The 15,034-nt window shown below is 69.0% G+C and carries 13 protein-coding genes; all 13 read right to left on the reverse strand.

Going from position 1 to position 15,034, the window contains the following annotated elements; genetic code table 11:
* Complete coding sequence (gene rfaD / locus H5U26_RS08570) at positions 1–996, reverse strand: ADP-glyceromanno-heptose 6-epimerase (protein ID WP_290618656.1); 996 nt, start codon at positions 994–996, stop codon at positions 1–3.
* 2 nt (positions 997–998) lie between these two features.
* Positions 999–1,964, reverse strand: coding sequence for a D-glycero-beta-D-manno-heptose-7-phosphate kinase (rfaE1, locus tag H5U26_RS08575; protein ID WP_290618658.1), 966 nt, complete (start codon positions 1,962–1,964; stop codon positions 999–1,001).
* A 3-nt stretch (positions 1,965–1,967) separates the two neighbouring features.
* Entirely contained in the window at positions 1,968–2,678 is a 711-nt protein-coding gene (pyrF, locus tag H5U26_RS08580) for an orotidine-5'-phosphate decarboxylase (RefSeq protein WP_290618660.1), read from the reverse strand.
* Between the two features lie 28 nt (positions 2,679–2,706).
* Entirely contained in the window at positions 2,707–3,000 is a 294-nt protein-coding gene (locus H5U26_RS08585) for a LapA family protein (RefSeq protein ID WP_290618662.1), read from the reverse strand.
* Between the two features lie 154 nt (positions 3,001–3,154).
* On the reverse strand, positions 3,155–4,831 hold the full coding sequence (rpsA, locus tag H5U26_RS08590; RefSeq protein ID WP_290618664.1) for a 30S ribosomal protein S1: 1,677 nt from the start codon (positions 4,829–4,831) through the stop codon (positions 3,155–3,157).
* 107 nt (positions 4,832–4,938) lie between these two features.
* Positions 4,939–5,637: a (d)CMP kinase gene (gene cmk / locus H5U26_RS08595; RefSeq protein WP_290618666.1), complete on the reverse strand. Its 699-nt coding sequence runs from the start codon at positions 5,635–5,637 to the stop codon at positions 4,939–4,941.
* Positions 5,634–6,935 carry a 3-phosphoshikimate 1-carboxyvinyltransferase gene (aroA, locus tag H5U26_RS08600; RefSeq protein ID WP_290618668.1) on the reverse strand — a complete coding sequence of 434 codons (1,302 nt, stop codon included), beginning with the start codon at positions 6,933–6,935 and terminating at the stop codon, positions 5,634–5,636. The genes cmk and aroA overlap by 4 nt, the downstream gene beginning before the upstream one ends.
* A 9-nt stretch (positions 6,936–6,944) precedes the next feature.
* Positions 6,945–7,790 (reverse strand): prephenate dehydrogenase/arogenate dehydrogenase family protein, encoded by an 846-nt coding sequence (locus H5U26_RS08605; protein WP_290618670.1) that lies wholly within the window; start codon positions 7,788–7,790, stop codon positions 6,945–6,947.
* Positions 7,790–8,893, reverse strand: coding sequence for a histidinol-phosphate transaminase (gene hisC / locus H5U26_RS08610; protein WP_290618672.1), 1,104 nt, complete (start codon positions 8,891–8,893; stop codon positions 7,790–7,792). The genes H5U26_RS08605 and hisC overlap by 1 nt, the downstream gene beginning before the upstream one ends.
* Complete coding sequence (gene pheA, locus H5U26_RS08615; RefSeq protein ID WP_290618674.1) at positions 8,890–9,981, reverse strand: prephenate dehydratase; 1,092 nt, start codon at positions 9,979–9,981, stop codon at positions 8,890–8,892. The genes hisC and pheA overlap by 4 nt, the downstream gene beginning before the upstream one ends.
* Positions 9,982–10,006: 25 nt before the next feature.
* The gene (locus H5U26_RS08620) at positions 10,007–11,173 is read right to left on the reverse strand and encodes a phosphoglycerate dehydrogenase (protein WP_290618676.1); all 1,167 of its coding nucleotides are present in this window, start codon (positions 11,171–11,173) and stop codon (positions 10,007–10,009) included.
* Between the two features lie 29 nt (positions 11,174–11,202).
* Positions 11,203–12,285, reverse strand: coding sequence for a 3-phosphoserine/phosphohydroxythreonine transaminase (gene serC, locus H5U26_RS08625; RefSeq protein WP_290618678.1), 1,083 nt, complete (start codon positions 12,283–12,285; stop codon positions 11,203–11,205).
* 47 nt (positions 12,286–12,332) lie between these two features.
* Positions 12,333–14,975, reverse strand: coding sequence for a DNA gyrase subunit A (gene gyrA / locus H5U26_RS08630; RefSeq protein ID WP_290618679.1), 2,643 nt, complete (start codon positions 14,973–14,975; stop codon positions 12,333–12,335).
* Positions 14,976–15,034: the final 59 nt, after the last annotated feature.

The raw sequence follows: 15,034 nt of genomic DNA on the forward strand, positions 1-15,034 counted from the left end.
TCAGGCGCCGGTCAGCAGCTCGTGCACGTAGGCCGCGACGCCCTGCTCCACCGGCATGAACGCGCCGTCGTAGCCGGCCCGGCGCAGGCCGGTCAGGTCGGCCTGGGTGTAGTTCTGGTAGCGCTCGGCAAGACCCGGTGGGAAGTCGATGTAGCGCACGGCGCCCGAGTCGACCAGCGCCGGCAGATCGAGCGCCGGCTCGCCGGCCGCGGCGCGGCAGGTGTTGATCACCGCCTGCGCCACGCGGTTGAAGCTGGCCGCCGCGCCGCTGCCCAGATTGAACACGCCGCTGGACTGCGGATGGTCCAGAAAATGCAGCACCACCCGCGCCACGTCCTGCACGGCCACGAAATCGCGCTGCTGCTCGCCATCGGCATACCCACCGCTGCCGCGGAACAGCTGCACGCAGGCACGCTCCGAGTACTGCACAAAGAACTGCCGCGCCACCGAGGCCATGCGGCCTTTGTGCGCTTCGCCCGGCCCGTAGACGTTGAAGTAGCGAAAGCCGATCGCCGGCGCCTGCAGGCGCGGCAGCTGCCGGCGCACGTAGTCGTCGAACAGCAGCTTGGAGTAACCGTAGACGTTCAGCGGGCGCTCGTATTCGGGCTGCTCGACAAAGACTTGGCTGGCGCCATAGACGGCGGCCGAGGACGCGTACAGCAAGGGCACACGGGCGGTCTGGCAGTGTTCGAACACGGCCTTCGAGTAGGCGTAGTTGTTGTCCATCATGTAGCGGCCGTTCAGCTCCAGGGTGTCCGAGCAGGCCCCCTGATGCAGCACGGCCGTCAGTTTTGGCAGCCCGCGCCCGGACTCGAGCAGGCGCAGGAATTCCCGCTTGTCCAGATAGTCGGCGATCGCGCAACCGACCAGATTGCGGAACTTGGCCGAGTTGGTCTCCAGGTTGTCCACCACCAGAATGTCGGTCACGCCGCGGGCGTTGAGCGCCCGCACCAGATTGCTGCCGACAAAGCCGGCACCGCCGGTTACCACGTACACGCTCAGTCCTCCTCGGCCAGTTCGGCGGCCACTTCCTGCGCCGTGGCGGTGGCGGTGCCCAGCTTGCCGACCACGATGCCGGCGGCCAGATTCGCCAGATGCACTGCCGCCGCATCACCCAGATCGGCGGCCAGCGCCAGTGCCAGCGCCGCCACCACCGTGTCGCCGGCGCCAGACACGTCGAACACCTCGCGCGCCCGGGCCGGGTCGTGCAGGGCCGGGGCGCCCTTGCGGAACAGGGTCATGCCCTGCTCGCTGCGCGTGACCAGCAGCCGTTCGATGCCCAGCCGGGCCAGCCAGTCGGCGGCCTTCTCATGCAGCTCATCCTCGCTGTGCCAGGGCCCGGCCACGGTGGCGAACTCGCCGCGATTGGGCGTCAGCAGGCTGGCGCCGGCGTAAGGCGCGTAGTCGTGGCCCTTGGGGTCGACGATCACCGGCCGGCCGCGCGCCTGCGCCAGGGCGATCAGCCGCGCCACCTCGGCCAGCGCGCCCTTGCCGTAGTCGGAGGCCACCACCACCTGCGCCCACTCCAGGGTATCCGCAAACACCGCTTGCAGGCCCGCTAGCGCCGCGGCGCCCGGACGGGCCTCGAAGTCGAGCCGGATCAGCTGCTGGCTGCGCGACAGCACGCGCAGCTTCAGCGTGGTCGGCAGCGCCGGATCGCGCAGCAGGCGGGCGTCGATGGTGCTGTCCGCCAGCAGGCTGTCGATGCGCTCTGCCGCCTCGTCCTGACCGGTAATCGCCAGCAGACGCGCCTGACCACCCAGCGCCACCACGTTGCGCGCCACGTTGGCGGCGCCGCCCAGGCGCTCCTCGCTGCCACCCACGGCCACCACGGGAACAGGCGCTTCCGGCGAGATGCGCTCCACCGCCCCGAACCAGTAGCGGTCCAGCATGGCGTCGCCGACCACCAGCACGCGCACGCCGGCCAGACGCGCCAGATGAGCCGGCAACAGGGCGCTGAGCACCGTTCAGGCTCCGTCGAGGCTGGCGGTGATGGCCTGCAAGGCTGCCAACGGATCCGCTGCGCCGGTTATCGGCCGTCCGATGACCAGATAGTCCGCGCCGGCCGCCAGCGCTGCGGCCGGCGCCAGGGTGCGCCGCTGGTCGTCGGGGGCGTCGGCGGGGCCGCGGATGCCGGGCGTGACGAGCCTGAAATCAGGCCCAAGCCCCGCCCGCAGCGGGGCAATCTCCAGCGGCGAGCAGACCACGCCGTCCAGGCCGGCATCGGCACAGCAGCGCGCCAGGCGCAGCACCTGCTCAGCCGGACTCGCCGCCACGCCGACGACGGTCAGCTCGGCCTGATCAAGACTGGTCAGTACCGTGACGCCCACCAGCAACGGGCGATGGCTGGCCGCGCCGACCGCCTCGGCCGCCGCTGCCAGCATGCGCGGGCCACCGCCGGCATGGACGTTGATCATCCACACGCCGAGCGCCGCCGCGCTGCGGCAGGCGCCGGCCACGGTGTTGGGAATGTCGTGGAACTTCAGATCCAGGAACACCTGAAAGCCGCGCTTTTGCAAAGCCTCCACCGCGGCCGGTCCGGCCGCGGTGAACAGCTCCATGCCGACCTTGAGCCGGCACAGCGTGGGGTCCAGTCGGTCCGCCAGCGCCACCGCCTGGCCAAGATCGGGCCGGTCGACGGCAACCACGATGCGGGGTGTAGACGCGGGGCGGATCATCGAGGCAAGGTCGTCTCGAGACATCGGATCACGGCTGCGGCGGCCGCGTGGCGGAGGGTGCCAGCGCCACCAGTTCCGCCTCCAGGCGCCGCAGCTGCGCACGCAGCCGGCGCAATTCGCGGCCATGCTGCCAGCGCCGCGGCAGCGCCGCCAGCCAGCCAATCGCCATGCCCACGCCGACCACGCCAAGCAGCAGATAGGCGAGGCGCAGTTCGCCGCTGCCGACGAGGTAATTGACGCTCACCGGCTGGGTGTTGACGCTGGCGAAAAGTCCGGCCAATACCGACACCATGAGCAGCGCCAGCAGTCGCAATGTGCGCATCAGGCCACCTCCGAAAACAAAAAACGGCATGGCCGCAGCCACGCCGTTCGTGTGAATCCGCGCCGGCACCGCCGGGTCTGCGCATGGCCCATGCCGGCCCAAGAATTCGATCGCACCGGCGGCAGCGGGCCGCCACCGATGCGACCGTGCCTGCTCAGTTGCCCCGATCGCCCAGGTGCTCCTTGAGCAGATCGCCCAGGCTGGTCGTGCCGGTGACGTTGGTGGAACGGTAATCCTCCACCGCCGCGGCTTCTTCCTTGAGCTCCTGCGCCCGGACGGACAGCTGGATGCTGCGCGTCTTGCTGTCGATGGCGATGATCATGGCCTCGACCTCATCGCCGACCTTGAGCACCTCGGTGGCATCCTTGGTCTTGTCCTGCGACGCATCGGAGCCCTTCATGGTGCCCTCGACGCCGGGCGCCAGCTCCAGCAGGACCAACTTCGGCTCGACCTGGGTCACCTTGGCGGTGACACGCGTGCCGCGCGGGTGCTGTTCCACGTAGTCGGTCCAGGCATCGCCCTCGACCTGCTTCATGCCCAGCGAAATACGCTCGCGCTCGGGGTCCACCAGCATGACCACGGCGTTGACCAGATCGCCCTTCTTGAGGTCGCGGATGGCTTCCTCGCCGGGCTTGTCCCAGGAGATGTCGGTCAGATGGACCAGGCCGTCGATGCCGCCGTCCAGTTCCACGAACACGCCAAAATCGGTGATCGACTTGATGCGCCCGCTGACCTTGTCACCCTTGCGGTGCAGGGCGGCGAATTCTTCCCAGGGGTTCATGCGGCACTGCTTCATGCCCAGCGAAATGCGCCGGCGCTCGCCGTCGACGTCCAGGATCATCACCTCGACCTGATCGCCCGGCTGCACCACCTTGGCCGGCTGCACGTTGCGGTTGGTCCAGTCCATCTCGGACATGTGCACCAGGCCCTCGACGCCGTCCTCGATCTCCACGAAGCAGCCGTAATCGGTGACGTTGGTGACCGTGCCGACCAGACGCGTGCCGACCGGATAACGGCGCGCGATATTGACCCACGGGTCTTCCTGCAGCTGCTTCAGACCCAGCGACACGCGCACGCGCTCGCGGTCGAATTTCAGGATCTTGACTTCCAGCTCGTCGCCTACCTTGACCACTTCGCTCGGGTGACGCACGCGCTTCCAGGCCATGTCGGTCACGTGCAGCAGGCCGTCGATGCCGCCCAGATCCACGAACGCACCGTAGTCGGTGAGGTTCTTGACGATGCCGTGCTTGATCTGGCCCTCTTCCAGGCTCTCGATCAGCGCACGGCGCTCCTCGACGTAGCTGTCTTCCAGCACCGCGCGGCGCGACACCACGACGTTGTTGCGCTTGCGGTCGAGCTTGATGCACTTGAACTCGATTTCGCGCCCTTCCAGGTGCGTCACATCGCGCACCGGGCGGATGTCGACCAGGGAGCCGGGCAGGAAGGCCCGCACGTCGCCGATCATGACCGTGAAGCCGCCCTTGACCTTGTCGGTGATGATGCCGGTGATCGGCTCGGACTTCTCGAACGCTTCCTCGAGCACGATCCACTGCTTGTTGAGGCGCGCTTCCTCACGCGACAGCACGGTCTCGCCGTAGCCGTCCTCGATGGCCTTCAGGGCCACCTCGACCACGTCGCCGATGGCGACCTCCAGCTCACCGCGCTCGTTGCGGAATTCCTGGACCGGGATCAGCGCCTCGGACTTCAGGCCGGCGTTGACGGTGACGAAGTTGTTGTCCATGTCGACAACAGTGGCGCGGACGATGGAGCCCGGCTGCAATTTCCTGTTCGACAGGCTTTCTTCCAGCAGGGCGGCGAACGATTCGGTCATGGGTAGTGGCTAACGGTGAGCGGCTTCCGCGATCCGCATTGATTGAAAAACTGCGCTGCCCGCGGGGCTTTCGCCGCGAAACGGAAACGCCGGCCGCGCCCGAACCCTTACGGGACCGGGTCGGTGCCGACCGTCAGACCGCGCTCCTGGCAGTGCCCGGCAATCCGGGCACACACTTCATCCGCCGTCAGGTCGCTGCTGTCGATGAGGACCGCATCGTCCGCCGGGCGCAGCGGGGCAGTGGTACGCGAAGCATCCCGCGCGTCACGCCGCCGCAAATCATCCAAAATGGCGGCAAGACTAGCATCGACGCCGGCCGCGCTCAACTGCAGCCAGCGCCGCCGGGCACGCTGCTCGGCGCTGGCGGTCAGAAAAATCTTCAGCGGCGCCTGCGGAAACACCACCGTGCCCATGTCGCGGCCTTCTGCCACCAGACCCGGCGGACGGGCAAAGGCGCGCTGCAAGGGCAGCAATGCGGTGCGCAGCCCGGCGTGCACCGCCAGGCGCGACGCCGCCCGGGCGCAGGCCTCTTCCCGAATGGCGGCGGTCACGTCGACATCATCCAGCAGCACCTGCAGCGTGTCGGCGTGCAAGCGAAATTCGATTCGCAGGCCAGGCACGCGCCGCGCCAGCGCGTCGCCATCGTCGAGGTCGATTCCGTCCCGCGCGGCGGCCACGGCCACCAGCCGATACAGGGCACCGCTGTCCAGGTAATGCCACCCCAGCCGGCGCGCCAGCAGCAGGCTGACCGTGCCCTTGCCGGCGCCGCCCGGTCCATCGATGGTGACGACTGGCGCCTCGCTCATGCGGCCTCGATGGCCAGGCCGAGGCCGCGCATGATTTCGGCGTAGCCGGGAAACGAGGTGCCGACGTTCACGCAGTCACGAATCCGCACCGGCGCATCGGCGCGCAGCGCGGCCAGGCTGAAGGCCATCGCGATGCGGTGATCGCCATGGCTTTCCACCACCCCACCGCGAAACCGCCCGCCCTGGATGCGCAGGCCGTCCGGCAGCGTTTCGACCGCAATGCCAAGCGCCGTGAGTCCGTTCGCGATGGCGGCGATGCGGTCGCTTTCCTTGACCCGCAGTTCCTGCGCGCCCGTGATCAGCGTTTCGCCCTGTGCGCAGGCGGCGGCCACGGCAATGGCGGGGAATTCGTCGATGGCCAGCGGCACCAGCTCCGGTGACACGGCAATGCCGCGCAGACGGCTGGGCCGCACGCGGATGTCGGCCACCGGCTCGCTGCCGGCCTCGCGCAAATTCAGCAACTCGATGTCACCGCCCATGGCACGCAGGATGTCCAGAATGCCGGTGCGGGTCGGGTTGATGCCGACGTTTTCGATCAGCAGCTCGCCCTGCCCGGCGATCAGCGCCGCCACCAGCGGAAACGCGGCCGAGGAGATGTCGCCCGGTATGGCGAACGAGGTGGCCCGCAGCGGCGTGTCGCCGCCATCGATGCACACCCGCGCGCCGTCCCGCTGCAGCGGCCGGCCGAAGGCGGCCAGCATGCGCTCGGTGTGGTCCCTGGTCGGCGCCGGCTCGGTCACGCAGGTGCGTCCCTGGGCATACAGGCCGGCCAGCAGCAGGCAGGATTTGACCTGTGCGCTGGCCATCGGCAGTACATAGTCGATGCCCCGCAATTGGGCGGTCGGCCGCAACACCAGCGGCGGCGTGTCGCCCTCGGCGGCGCCTATATCGGCACCCATCTGACGCAGCGGCGCGATGACGCGGCGCATCGGCCGGCGCGACAGGGATTCGTCACCGATCAGCGTCACGCCGAAACGCTGCCCGGCCAGGAGACCGGCCAGCAGGCGCATGCCGGTGCCGGCGTTGCCCATGTCGAGCGGTCCTGATGGTGCCCGCAGGCCATGCAGGCCAACGCCCTGCACCGTGACTTCACCGTCATACGGACCGTCGATGCGTACGCCCATGGCGCGAAACGCCGCCGCCGTGGCCAGCGTGTCCGCACCGGCCAGAAAGCCCGTAAAGCGGCTCTCGCCCTCGGCCAGCGCTGCCAGCATGACGGCCCGGTGCGAGATCGACTTGTCGCCCGGAACGCGGCAACGACCACTGATCTGCCCGCCCGACCTAACACGAAAGTCCATGCTGGAACCTCAGGCCGGCGGCAGACGGTGATAGGCGGCCTGGGACGCCGCGAACAGCTTTTCGAGCCGCGCCGCGTCGCCGGCATCCACCGCCGCCGCCAGCTCGCCCAGGCGCTCCATGTAGCGGCGCAGGGTCAGACTCAGCTGCGCCTGATTGGCCAGGGACACGTCCCGCCACATCACAGGATCGCTGCCGGCCAGGCGCGTCATGCTGCGAAAGCCGCTGCCGACCAGCGGGGCGAGCGCGCCGGGCGTTTCGGCAAACTGCCCCATCAGCGTGTAGGCCAGCATCTGCGGCAGATGGCTGGTCAGCGCCAGCGCGGCGTCGTGCTGCTCGGGCGTCATGCTCAGCACCCGGGCGCCGACTTCCTGCCACAGGGCGGTCACGCGCGCGGTGGCGGCTGGATCGGTGTCCGCGGTTGGCGTCAGCACCACCGTGCGCCCGGCAAACATCCCCTCCAGGCTGGCGGCAAAGCCACTGTGCTCGGTGCCGGCAATCGGATGAGCGGGCACGAAATGGGCCGGCAATTGGCCGCACAGGGCCTTCAGATCACGCACCACCGAGCATTTGGTGCTGCCGACGTCCGTGACCACGGCGTCGGCCGCCAGGTGCGGGTGGATAAGGGCATAGACCTCGCGTGTACCTCCGACCGGCACGCCGAGCACGACGATGTCGGCGCTCGCCACGGCAGCCTGCCAATCAGCTTCCACGGCATCGACGATGCCAAGCCCGACGGCCGGCGCGAGGCGCGCGGCATCCCGGCCACAGGCCGTCACCCGATGCCCGCAACGGCGCAGATCCCGCGCCAGCGAGCCGCCGATCAGGCCAAGTCCGATGACGACGACGTGCGCCATCAGCCGGCCAGCGCCTGCGGCAGGGCGGCGAGCAGGCGCTGCATCTGCGCCGGCGTGCCGATGGTGATGCGCAGATGATTCGGCATGCCGTAGGGCGCCAAGGGACGCACGATGACGCCGCGCCGCAGCAGGGCCTCGTACACCGGACCGGCCGGGCGGCCGACATCGACGGCGATGAAGTTGCCGACCGACGGAATGTAGGCCAGCCCCAGCCGCTGGCAGGCTGCGGCCAGCAGGGCCAGGCCCTGCGCGTTCAGCTCCCGGGCGCGGCGCACGTGCTCCTCATCGGCCAGTGCCGCCTCGCCGGCCGCCAGGGCCAGGTTGTTGACGGTGAACGGCTCGCGCAGGCGATTGAGCAGGTCTGCCATCGGGGCGCTGGCCACGCCATAGCCCAGGCGCAGCCCGGCCAGGCCGTAAATCTTCGAGAAGGTGCGCGACACCAGCAGGTTCGGGAACTGTGCCAGCCAGGCCAGACCATTCGGGTAATCCGGCTCGCTGACGTACTCGCAATAGGCCTCGTCCAGCACCACCACGACGTGCGGCGGCAAGGATTCCAGAAACGCCCGCAGCTCGGCGGCCCGGTGCCAGGTGCCGGTAGGGTTGTTCGGGTTGGCCAGGAAAATCACCCGCGTGCGCGGCGTGACCGCCGCGCGCATGGCCGGCAGATCGGCGCCCCAGTCGCGCGCCGGCACCGTGACCACGCGGCCGCCGGCACTGACCGACACGGTGGTGAAGATGGCGAACGCGTACTGCGCCAGCACCACCTCGTCGCCTGGATTCAGGAAAGCCCGCGCCACCAGCTGCAGGATTTCATTGGAACCGTTGCCCAGCACCAACTGGCCGGGCTCGACCGCCAGCGCCGCCGCCAGGGCCTGCTTCAGGGCAAAGCCGTGGCTGTCCGGGTACAGCGCGACCTCGTCCAGAGCCTGGCGCGCCGCGGCCAGACCCAGCGGGCTCGGGCCGAGCGGGTTCTCGTTCGAGGCCAGCTTGATGGCGTCGCGGATACCGTACTCGCGCTCCAGCTCGCTCAACGGCTTGCCCGGCTGGTAGGGCTGGAAGGCGCGCACGCCGGGCGTGGCCAGATCACGGATGGAAAGGCTCATGGCGTATCTCCGGTCGCCCGCGGGTAGGCGCCCAACACCTTGCACAGGGCGGTCACCTCGCGCAGTTCGGTCAATGCCTGCTGCACCGGCGCGTCCTGCACATGGCCCTCGATGTCGATGAAGAACACGTACTGCCAGCGGCCGGTGCGGGCCGGACGCGATTCGATGCGGGTCATGGAGATGCCGTGCCGGCGCAGCGGTTCGAGCAGGCTGGCGAGCGCGCCCGGCCGGTTGCCGGTGGACAGCAGCAGCGAGGTCTTGTCGCGTCCCGATGGCTGCGTGTCGTGCCGGCCGATGACCAGAAAACGCGTGGTGTTGCCCGGCTCGTCCTCGATATTGGCGGCCAGGCGCGTGAGCTCGTACAGGCGCCCGGCCGACTCGCCGGCAATGGCGGCGGCGCCGGCTTCGCTGGCCGCGCGCCGGGCCGCTTCGGCGTTGCTGCTGACCGCCGCGCAGGCCACGCCCGGCAGGTGCCCGGCCAGCCAGCGCCGGCACTGCGCCAGCGACTGGGCGTGCGAATAGATTTGTTTCACGCCGGCCAGGTCGGGCGCCTTGCTCAGCAGCTGCTGATGCACGGCCAGCTCCACCTCGCCGCAGATGGTCAGCGGCGTGCTCAGGAACATGTCCAGCGTGTGCGTGACCGCGCCCTCGGTGGAGTTCTCGATCGGCACCACGCCATAGTCGGCAGCGCCGGCGTCGACCTCGCGAAACACCTGTTCGATGGTGGTCTGCGGCAGGCTGCTGATGGCCTGCCCGAAGTGCTTGTGCGTGGCGTCCTGCGAGAAGGTCCCCGGCGGACCCAGATACGCCACCGTGAGCGGCCGCTCCAGGGCCAGGCAGGCCGACATGATTTCCCGAAAGATGTGCGCGACTGCCTCGTCCGGCAACGGCCCGGGATTGGCAGCGGCCACCTGGCGCAGCACCTGCGCCTCGCGCTCCGGACGGTAGAAGACCGTCTCGCCGGCAGCCTGCTTGACCTCGGCCACCTGCTGCGCGCAGGCCGCCCGCTCGGACAGCAGGCGCAGCAGCTCACCGTCGATCGTGTCGATACGGTGCCGAATCTGGGCCAGCTTGCCGTCCTGCGTCATGCCTCCTCCGTCCGCCTGGCGCCGGTCAGGGACAGCGCACCGCCAGCACGCCCGCGATGGCGCGGATCTTCGCCAGCAGTTCGGCCGGCAGCGGGCGATCCACGTCCACCAGCGTGTAGGCGAGCTCGCCCTTGGACTTGTTGATCATGTCGACGATGTTCAGCTTGGCCTCGGCCAGCGCAGTGGTGATCTGGCCGACCATGTTGGGCACGTTGGCGTTGACCACCGACAGGCGCACCGCACCCTCGGCGCGCGGCATGACCACCCACGGGAAATTGACCGCGTTGGTGATGTTGCCGTTCTCGATGTAGTCGCGCACCTGATCGGCCACCATCACGGCGCAGTTCTCCTCCGCCTCGGCAGTGGAGGCGCCCAGGTGCGGCAGGGCAATGACGCGCGGGTGGCCGATCAGCCCCGGCTTGGGGAAATCGCTCACGTAGTAATGCACCTGCCCGGTCTCCAGCGCGGCGGCCACGGCGTCGGTGTCGACGATGCCGGCGCGGGCGAAGTTCAGCACCGTCAGGCCGGGACGGGCCAGGCGCAGCGTGTCGGCGTTGGCCAGGCCGCGGGTGTGATCGTTCAGCGGCACATGGAAGGTGATGAAATCGGCCTGCGCGAACACCGCCTCGACGCTCGGCGCCCGCTGCACCTGCGACGACAGCTGCCAGGCGCCCTCGACCGTGATGCCCGGGTCGTAGCCGACCACTTTCATGCCCAGCCCCAGGGCGGCGTTGGCCACCAGCCGGCCGATGGCGCCCAGGCCCACCACGCCCAGCGTGCGGCCCGGCAGCTCGAAGCCGGCGAACTGTTTCTTGCCGGCCTCGACCGCGTGCTCCACGGTCTGCGCGTCGCCTTCCAGCGCCTGCGTGTAGGCCCAGGCCTGGCAGATGTTGCGCGCCGCCAGCAGCAGGCCGGCAATCACCAGCTCCTTGACCGCATTGGCGTTGGCGCCCGGCGTGTTGAACACCGGAATGCCGCGCGCCGACAGCGCTGCCACCGGGATGTTGTTCACGCCGGCGCCGGCCCGACCCACGGCCAGCAGCGAGGCCGGCAGGTCCATGCTGTGCAGGTCAGCCGAGCGCAGCAGGATGATGTCCGGATCGGCCAGGTCCTTGCCGATCTGGAAGCGGTCGGCCGGCAGACGCGACAGGCCGACCTTGGAGATGTTGTTCAGCGCGAGTACGCGGTACATGGCGGTATTCCTGCGAAGTGATGTGGCCGTCAGCCGTGGCGGCGCTCGAAGTCGATCATGAAATCGACCAGCGCCTGCACGCCGGCCAGCGGCATGGCGTTGTAGATGCTCGCACGCATGCCGCCGACGCTGCGGTGGCCTTTCAGCTGCACCAGGCCGGCTTTCTTCGCCTCGGCCAGGAACGGCGCATCGAGCTCGGCATTGGCCAGCGTGAACGGCACGTTCATGCGCGAGCGGCTGGCCGGCTCGGTGGGGCAGTTGTAGAAGCCGCTGCGATCGAGCAGGTCGTAGAGCAGGCTGGCCTTCTCTACGTTGGCCCGCTCCACCGCCGCCAGCCCGCCCTGTGCCAGCAGGTGCTTGAACACCAGGCCGGACACGTAGATGGCAAACGTCGGCGGCGTGTTGTAGGCGGAGTCGTTTTCGGCATGGATGGCGTAGTCGAGCATGGTCGGCGCACCCTCGCGGCAGCGGCCGATCAGGTCATCGCGCACGATCACCAGCGTCAGACCGGCCGGGCCGACGTTCTTCTGCGCCCCGGCATAGATCAGCCCGTAGCGACTGACGTCCACCGGCCGCGACAGGATGTGGCTGGAGGCATCCGACACCAGCGGCACTGAACCTGTGTCCGGCGTGTAGTGGTACTCGGTGCCAAAGATGGTGTTGTTGCCGGTGATGTGCACGTAGGCGGCGGCCGGGTCGAGCTTGAGCTCGCTTTGGCCCGGGATGCGGTTGAAGTTGGTCTCGGCACTGCTCGCCGCGATGTTGACCGTGCCGTAGCGCTTGGCCTCGGCGGCGGCTTTCTTGGCCCAGGAGCCGGTCAGCACGTAGTCGGCCTTGCCGCCCGCCGGCAGCAGGTTCAGCGGCAGCATCGAGAACTGCAAGCTAGCGCCGCCCTGCAGGAACAGCACCTTGTAGTTGGCCGGGATGCCCATGAGCGCGCGCAGGTCGGCCTCGGCCTCGGCCTGGATGGCCATGAATTCCTTGCCGCGGTGGCTCATTTCCATCACCGACATGCCGCAGCCGTGCCAGTCGAGCAGCTCATCCCGCACCTGCGCCAGCACCGGCTCGGGCAATACCGCCGGGCCGGCGCTGAAGTTGTATACGCGTGCCATCGTTGTCTCCGTGTCTGGGCCGCCGCGCGGGGCGGCGGCCGTCTGCGTCATGCGTCGGGCGAAACGTCGTCCGGGTTGGTGTCGCCGGGCCGCTCGGCCGGGTCGGCTGCGGTCCGATCGGTCGCGGCGTCATCACCGTCGATCGGCTCGCCTTCGGACTCTTCATCCTCGGGTGCCACCACCGCCAGACCGGCCAGCAGCTCGCCCTCACCCACACCCATCAGCTTCACGCCCTGGGTGTTTCGGCCCAGCAGGGAAATGCTCGCCACCGTGGTGCGGATGGCCGTGCCGGCGTTGGTGACCAGCATCACCTGTTCGGACTCGACCGCCTGCACCGCGCCCACCACCGGGCCATTGCGGGCGCTGGTCTGGATGGAAATCACGCCCATGCCGCCGCGGCCGCGGACCGGGTAATCGGCCAGCGGCGTGCGCTTGCCGTAGCCGTTGGCGGTGACGGTCAGGATATCGCCCTGGGGCTGCGCCACCACCATGCCGATCAGGTTCTGGTCCTGGTGCAGACGCATGCCGCGCACACCGCGCGCATCGCGGCCCATGGGGCGCACGTCGCGCTCGTCGAAACGCAGCACCTTGCCGTCGTCGGTGAACAGCAGCACATGATCGCTGCCGCTGGTGAGCGCCACCGCCACCAGGGCGTCGCCGTCCACGATGTCCAGCGCGATGATGCCGGCGCTGCGCGGGCGGGAGTAATTGGCCAGCGCGGTTTTCTTGATCAGGCCGCGGCGCGAGGCGAACACCACGAAACGCTCGGCGTCGAACTCGCGCACCGGCAGCACGGCGCTGATGCGCTCGCCCTCGCCCAGCGGCAGCAGGTTCACGATCGGCCGCCCGCGGCTGCCGGAGCCGGCCAGCGGCAGCTCGTAGACCTTCAGCCAGTACACCTTGCCGGCGTTCGAGAAGCACAGCAGCGTGTCGTGGCTGTTGGCCACGAACAGGCGCTCGATGAAGTCCTCTTCCTTGACCCGCGCCGCCGAGCGGCCGCGCCCGCCGCGGTGCTGCGAGCGGTACTCGCTGACCCGCTGCGACTTGCAGTAGCCCTGGTGCGAGAAGGTCACCACCAGGTCCTGCTGCGCGATCAGGTCCTCGGATGTCAGGTCCAGGCGGTCGACCATGATCGTCGTGCGCCGCTTGTCGCCGTACTGGTCGCGGATTTCCAGCAGCTCGCGGCGGATCTCGGCCAGCAGGCGCGTGTCGCTGCCCAGGATGTCCAGCAGGTCGGCGATCTGCACCGTCAGCTCGCCGTACTCGTCGACGATCTTGTCCCGTTCCAGCCCCGTCAGGCGCTGCAGACGCATGTCCAGGATGGCCTGCACCTGGCGATCGCTCAGGTAATAGGCGCCATCGATCAGGCCACGGCCGGTCTCGGTCGGGCGCTGCGCGTCCACGCCCAGGGCGCGGGTCAGCATCTCGCCCACGAAACCGGGCGCGAAGCCCTCGGCGGTCAGCTTGGCGCGGGCTTCGTCCGTGGTCTGCGAGCCGCGGATCAGGGCGATCACGCGCTCGATGTTGGCCAGCGCGACAGCCAGGCCTTCCAGGATGTGCAACCGGTCGCGCGCCTTGCGCAGCGCAAACAGTGTGCGCCGGCTGACCACCTCGCGGCGGTGGCGGATGAAGGCTTCGAGCACCTCGTGCAGCGTCAGCTGGCGCGGCTGGCCGTCGACCAGTGCCACCATGTTGATGCCGAACACGGCCTGCAGCTGCGTCTGCTGGTACAGGTGATTGAGCACCACCTCCGGCACCTCGCCGCGGCGCAGCTCGATCACCGCCCGCATGCCGTCCTTGTCGGACTCGTCGCGGATCTCGGTAATGCCCTCGATGCGCTTTTCCTTGACCAGCTCGGCGACTTTTTCCAGCAGATGCGCCTTGTTGACCTGATACGGCAGCTCGAAGATGACCAGGCTCGCCTTGCCGGTCTTCTTGTCCTCCTCGATCTCGACCCGGGCGCGCAGGTAGATCTTGCCGCGGCCGGTGGCGTAGGCCTCGCGGATGCCGGCGGCGCCGTTGATGCTGGCGGCGGTCGGGAAATCCGGCCCCGGCAGGTGCACCATCAGGCCGTCGAGGTCGATGTCCGGGTCGTCGATCAGCGCCACGCAGGCGTTGACCACCTCGACCAGGTTGTGCGGCGGGATGTTGGTGGCCATGCCCACGGCAATGCCAGTGGAGCCGTTGACCAGCAGGTTCGGCAGGCGCGACGGCAGCACCGCCGGTTCGCGTTCCTTGCCGTCGTAATTGGGCACGAAATCGACCGTGTCCATGTCGATGTCGGCCAGCAGCTCGCTGGCGATCCGCGACAGGCGCGATTCGGTGTAGCGCATGGCGGCCGGCGAGTCGCCGTCCACCGAGCCGAAGTTGCCCTGGCCGTCGATCAGCGGGTAGCGCAGCGAGAACGGCTGCGCCATGCGCACCAGCGTGTCGTAGATGGCCGAGTCGCCGTGCGGGTGGTACTTACCCATCACCTCGCCGACCACGCGCGCCGACTTCACGTGCGCGCGGTTCCAGTGGTGGCCGGATTCGTGCATGGCATACAGCACGCGCCGGTGCACCGGCTTGAGACCATCCTTCACGTCCGGCAGGGCGCGCCCGACGATGACGCTCATGGAGTAGTCGAGGTAGGAGCGCTTGAGCTCGTCCTCGATGTTCGCGGCAATAACTTCGCGGGCGAACTCGGTCATGCTGTCGCCAAATTAAGGAATGTGGGTATGGATTCGGGGGCGCCTGGGCCGCCACAAAC

The organism is Immundisolibacter sp. (assembly GCF_014359565.1).
In the GTDB taxonomy this organism is placed as follows: Bacteria; Pseudomonadota; Gammaproteobacteria; order Immundisolibacterales; family Immundisolibacteraceae; genus Immundisolibacter.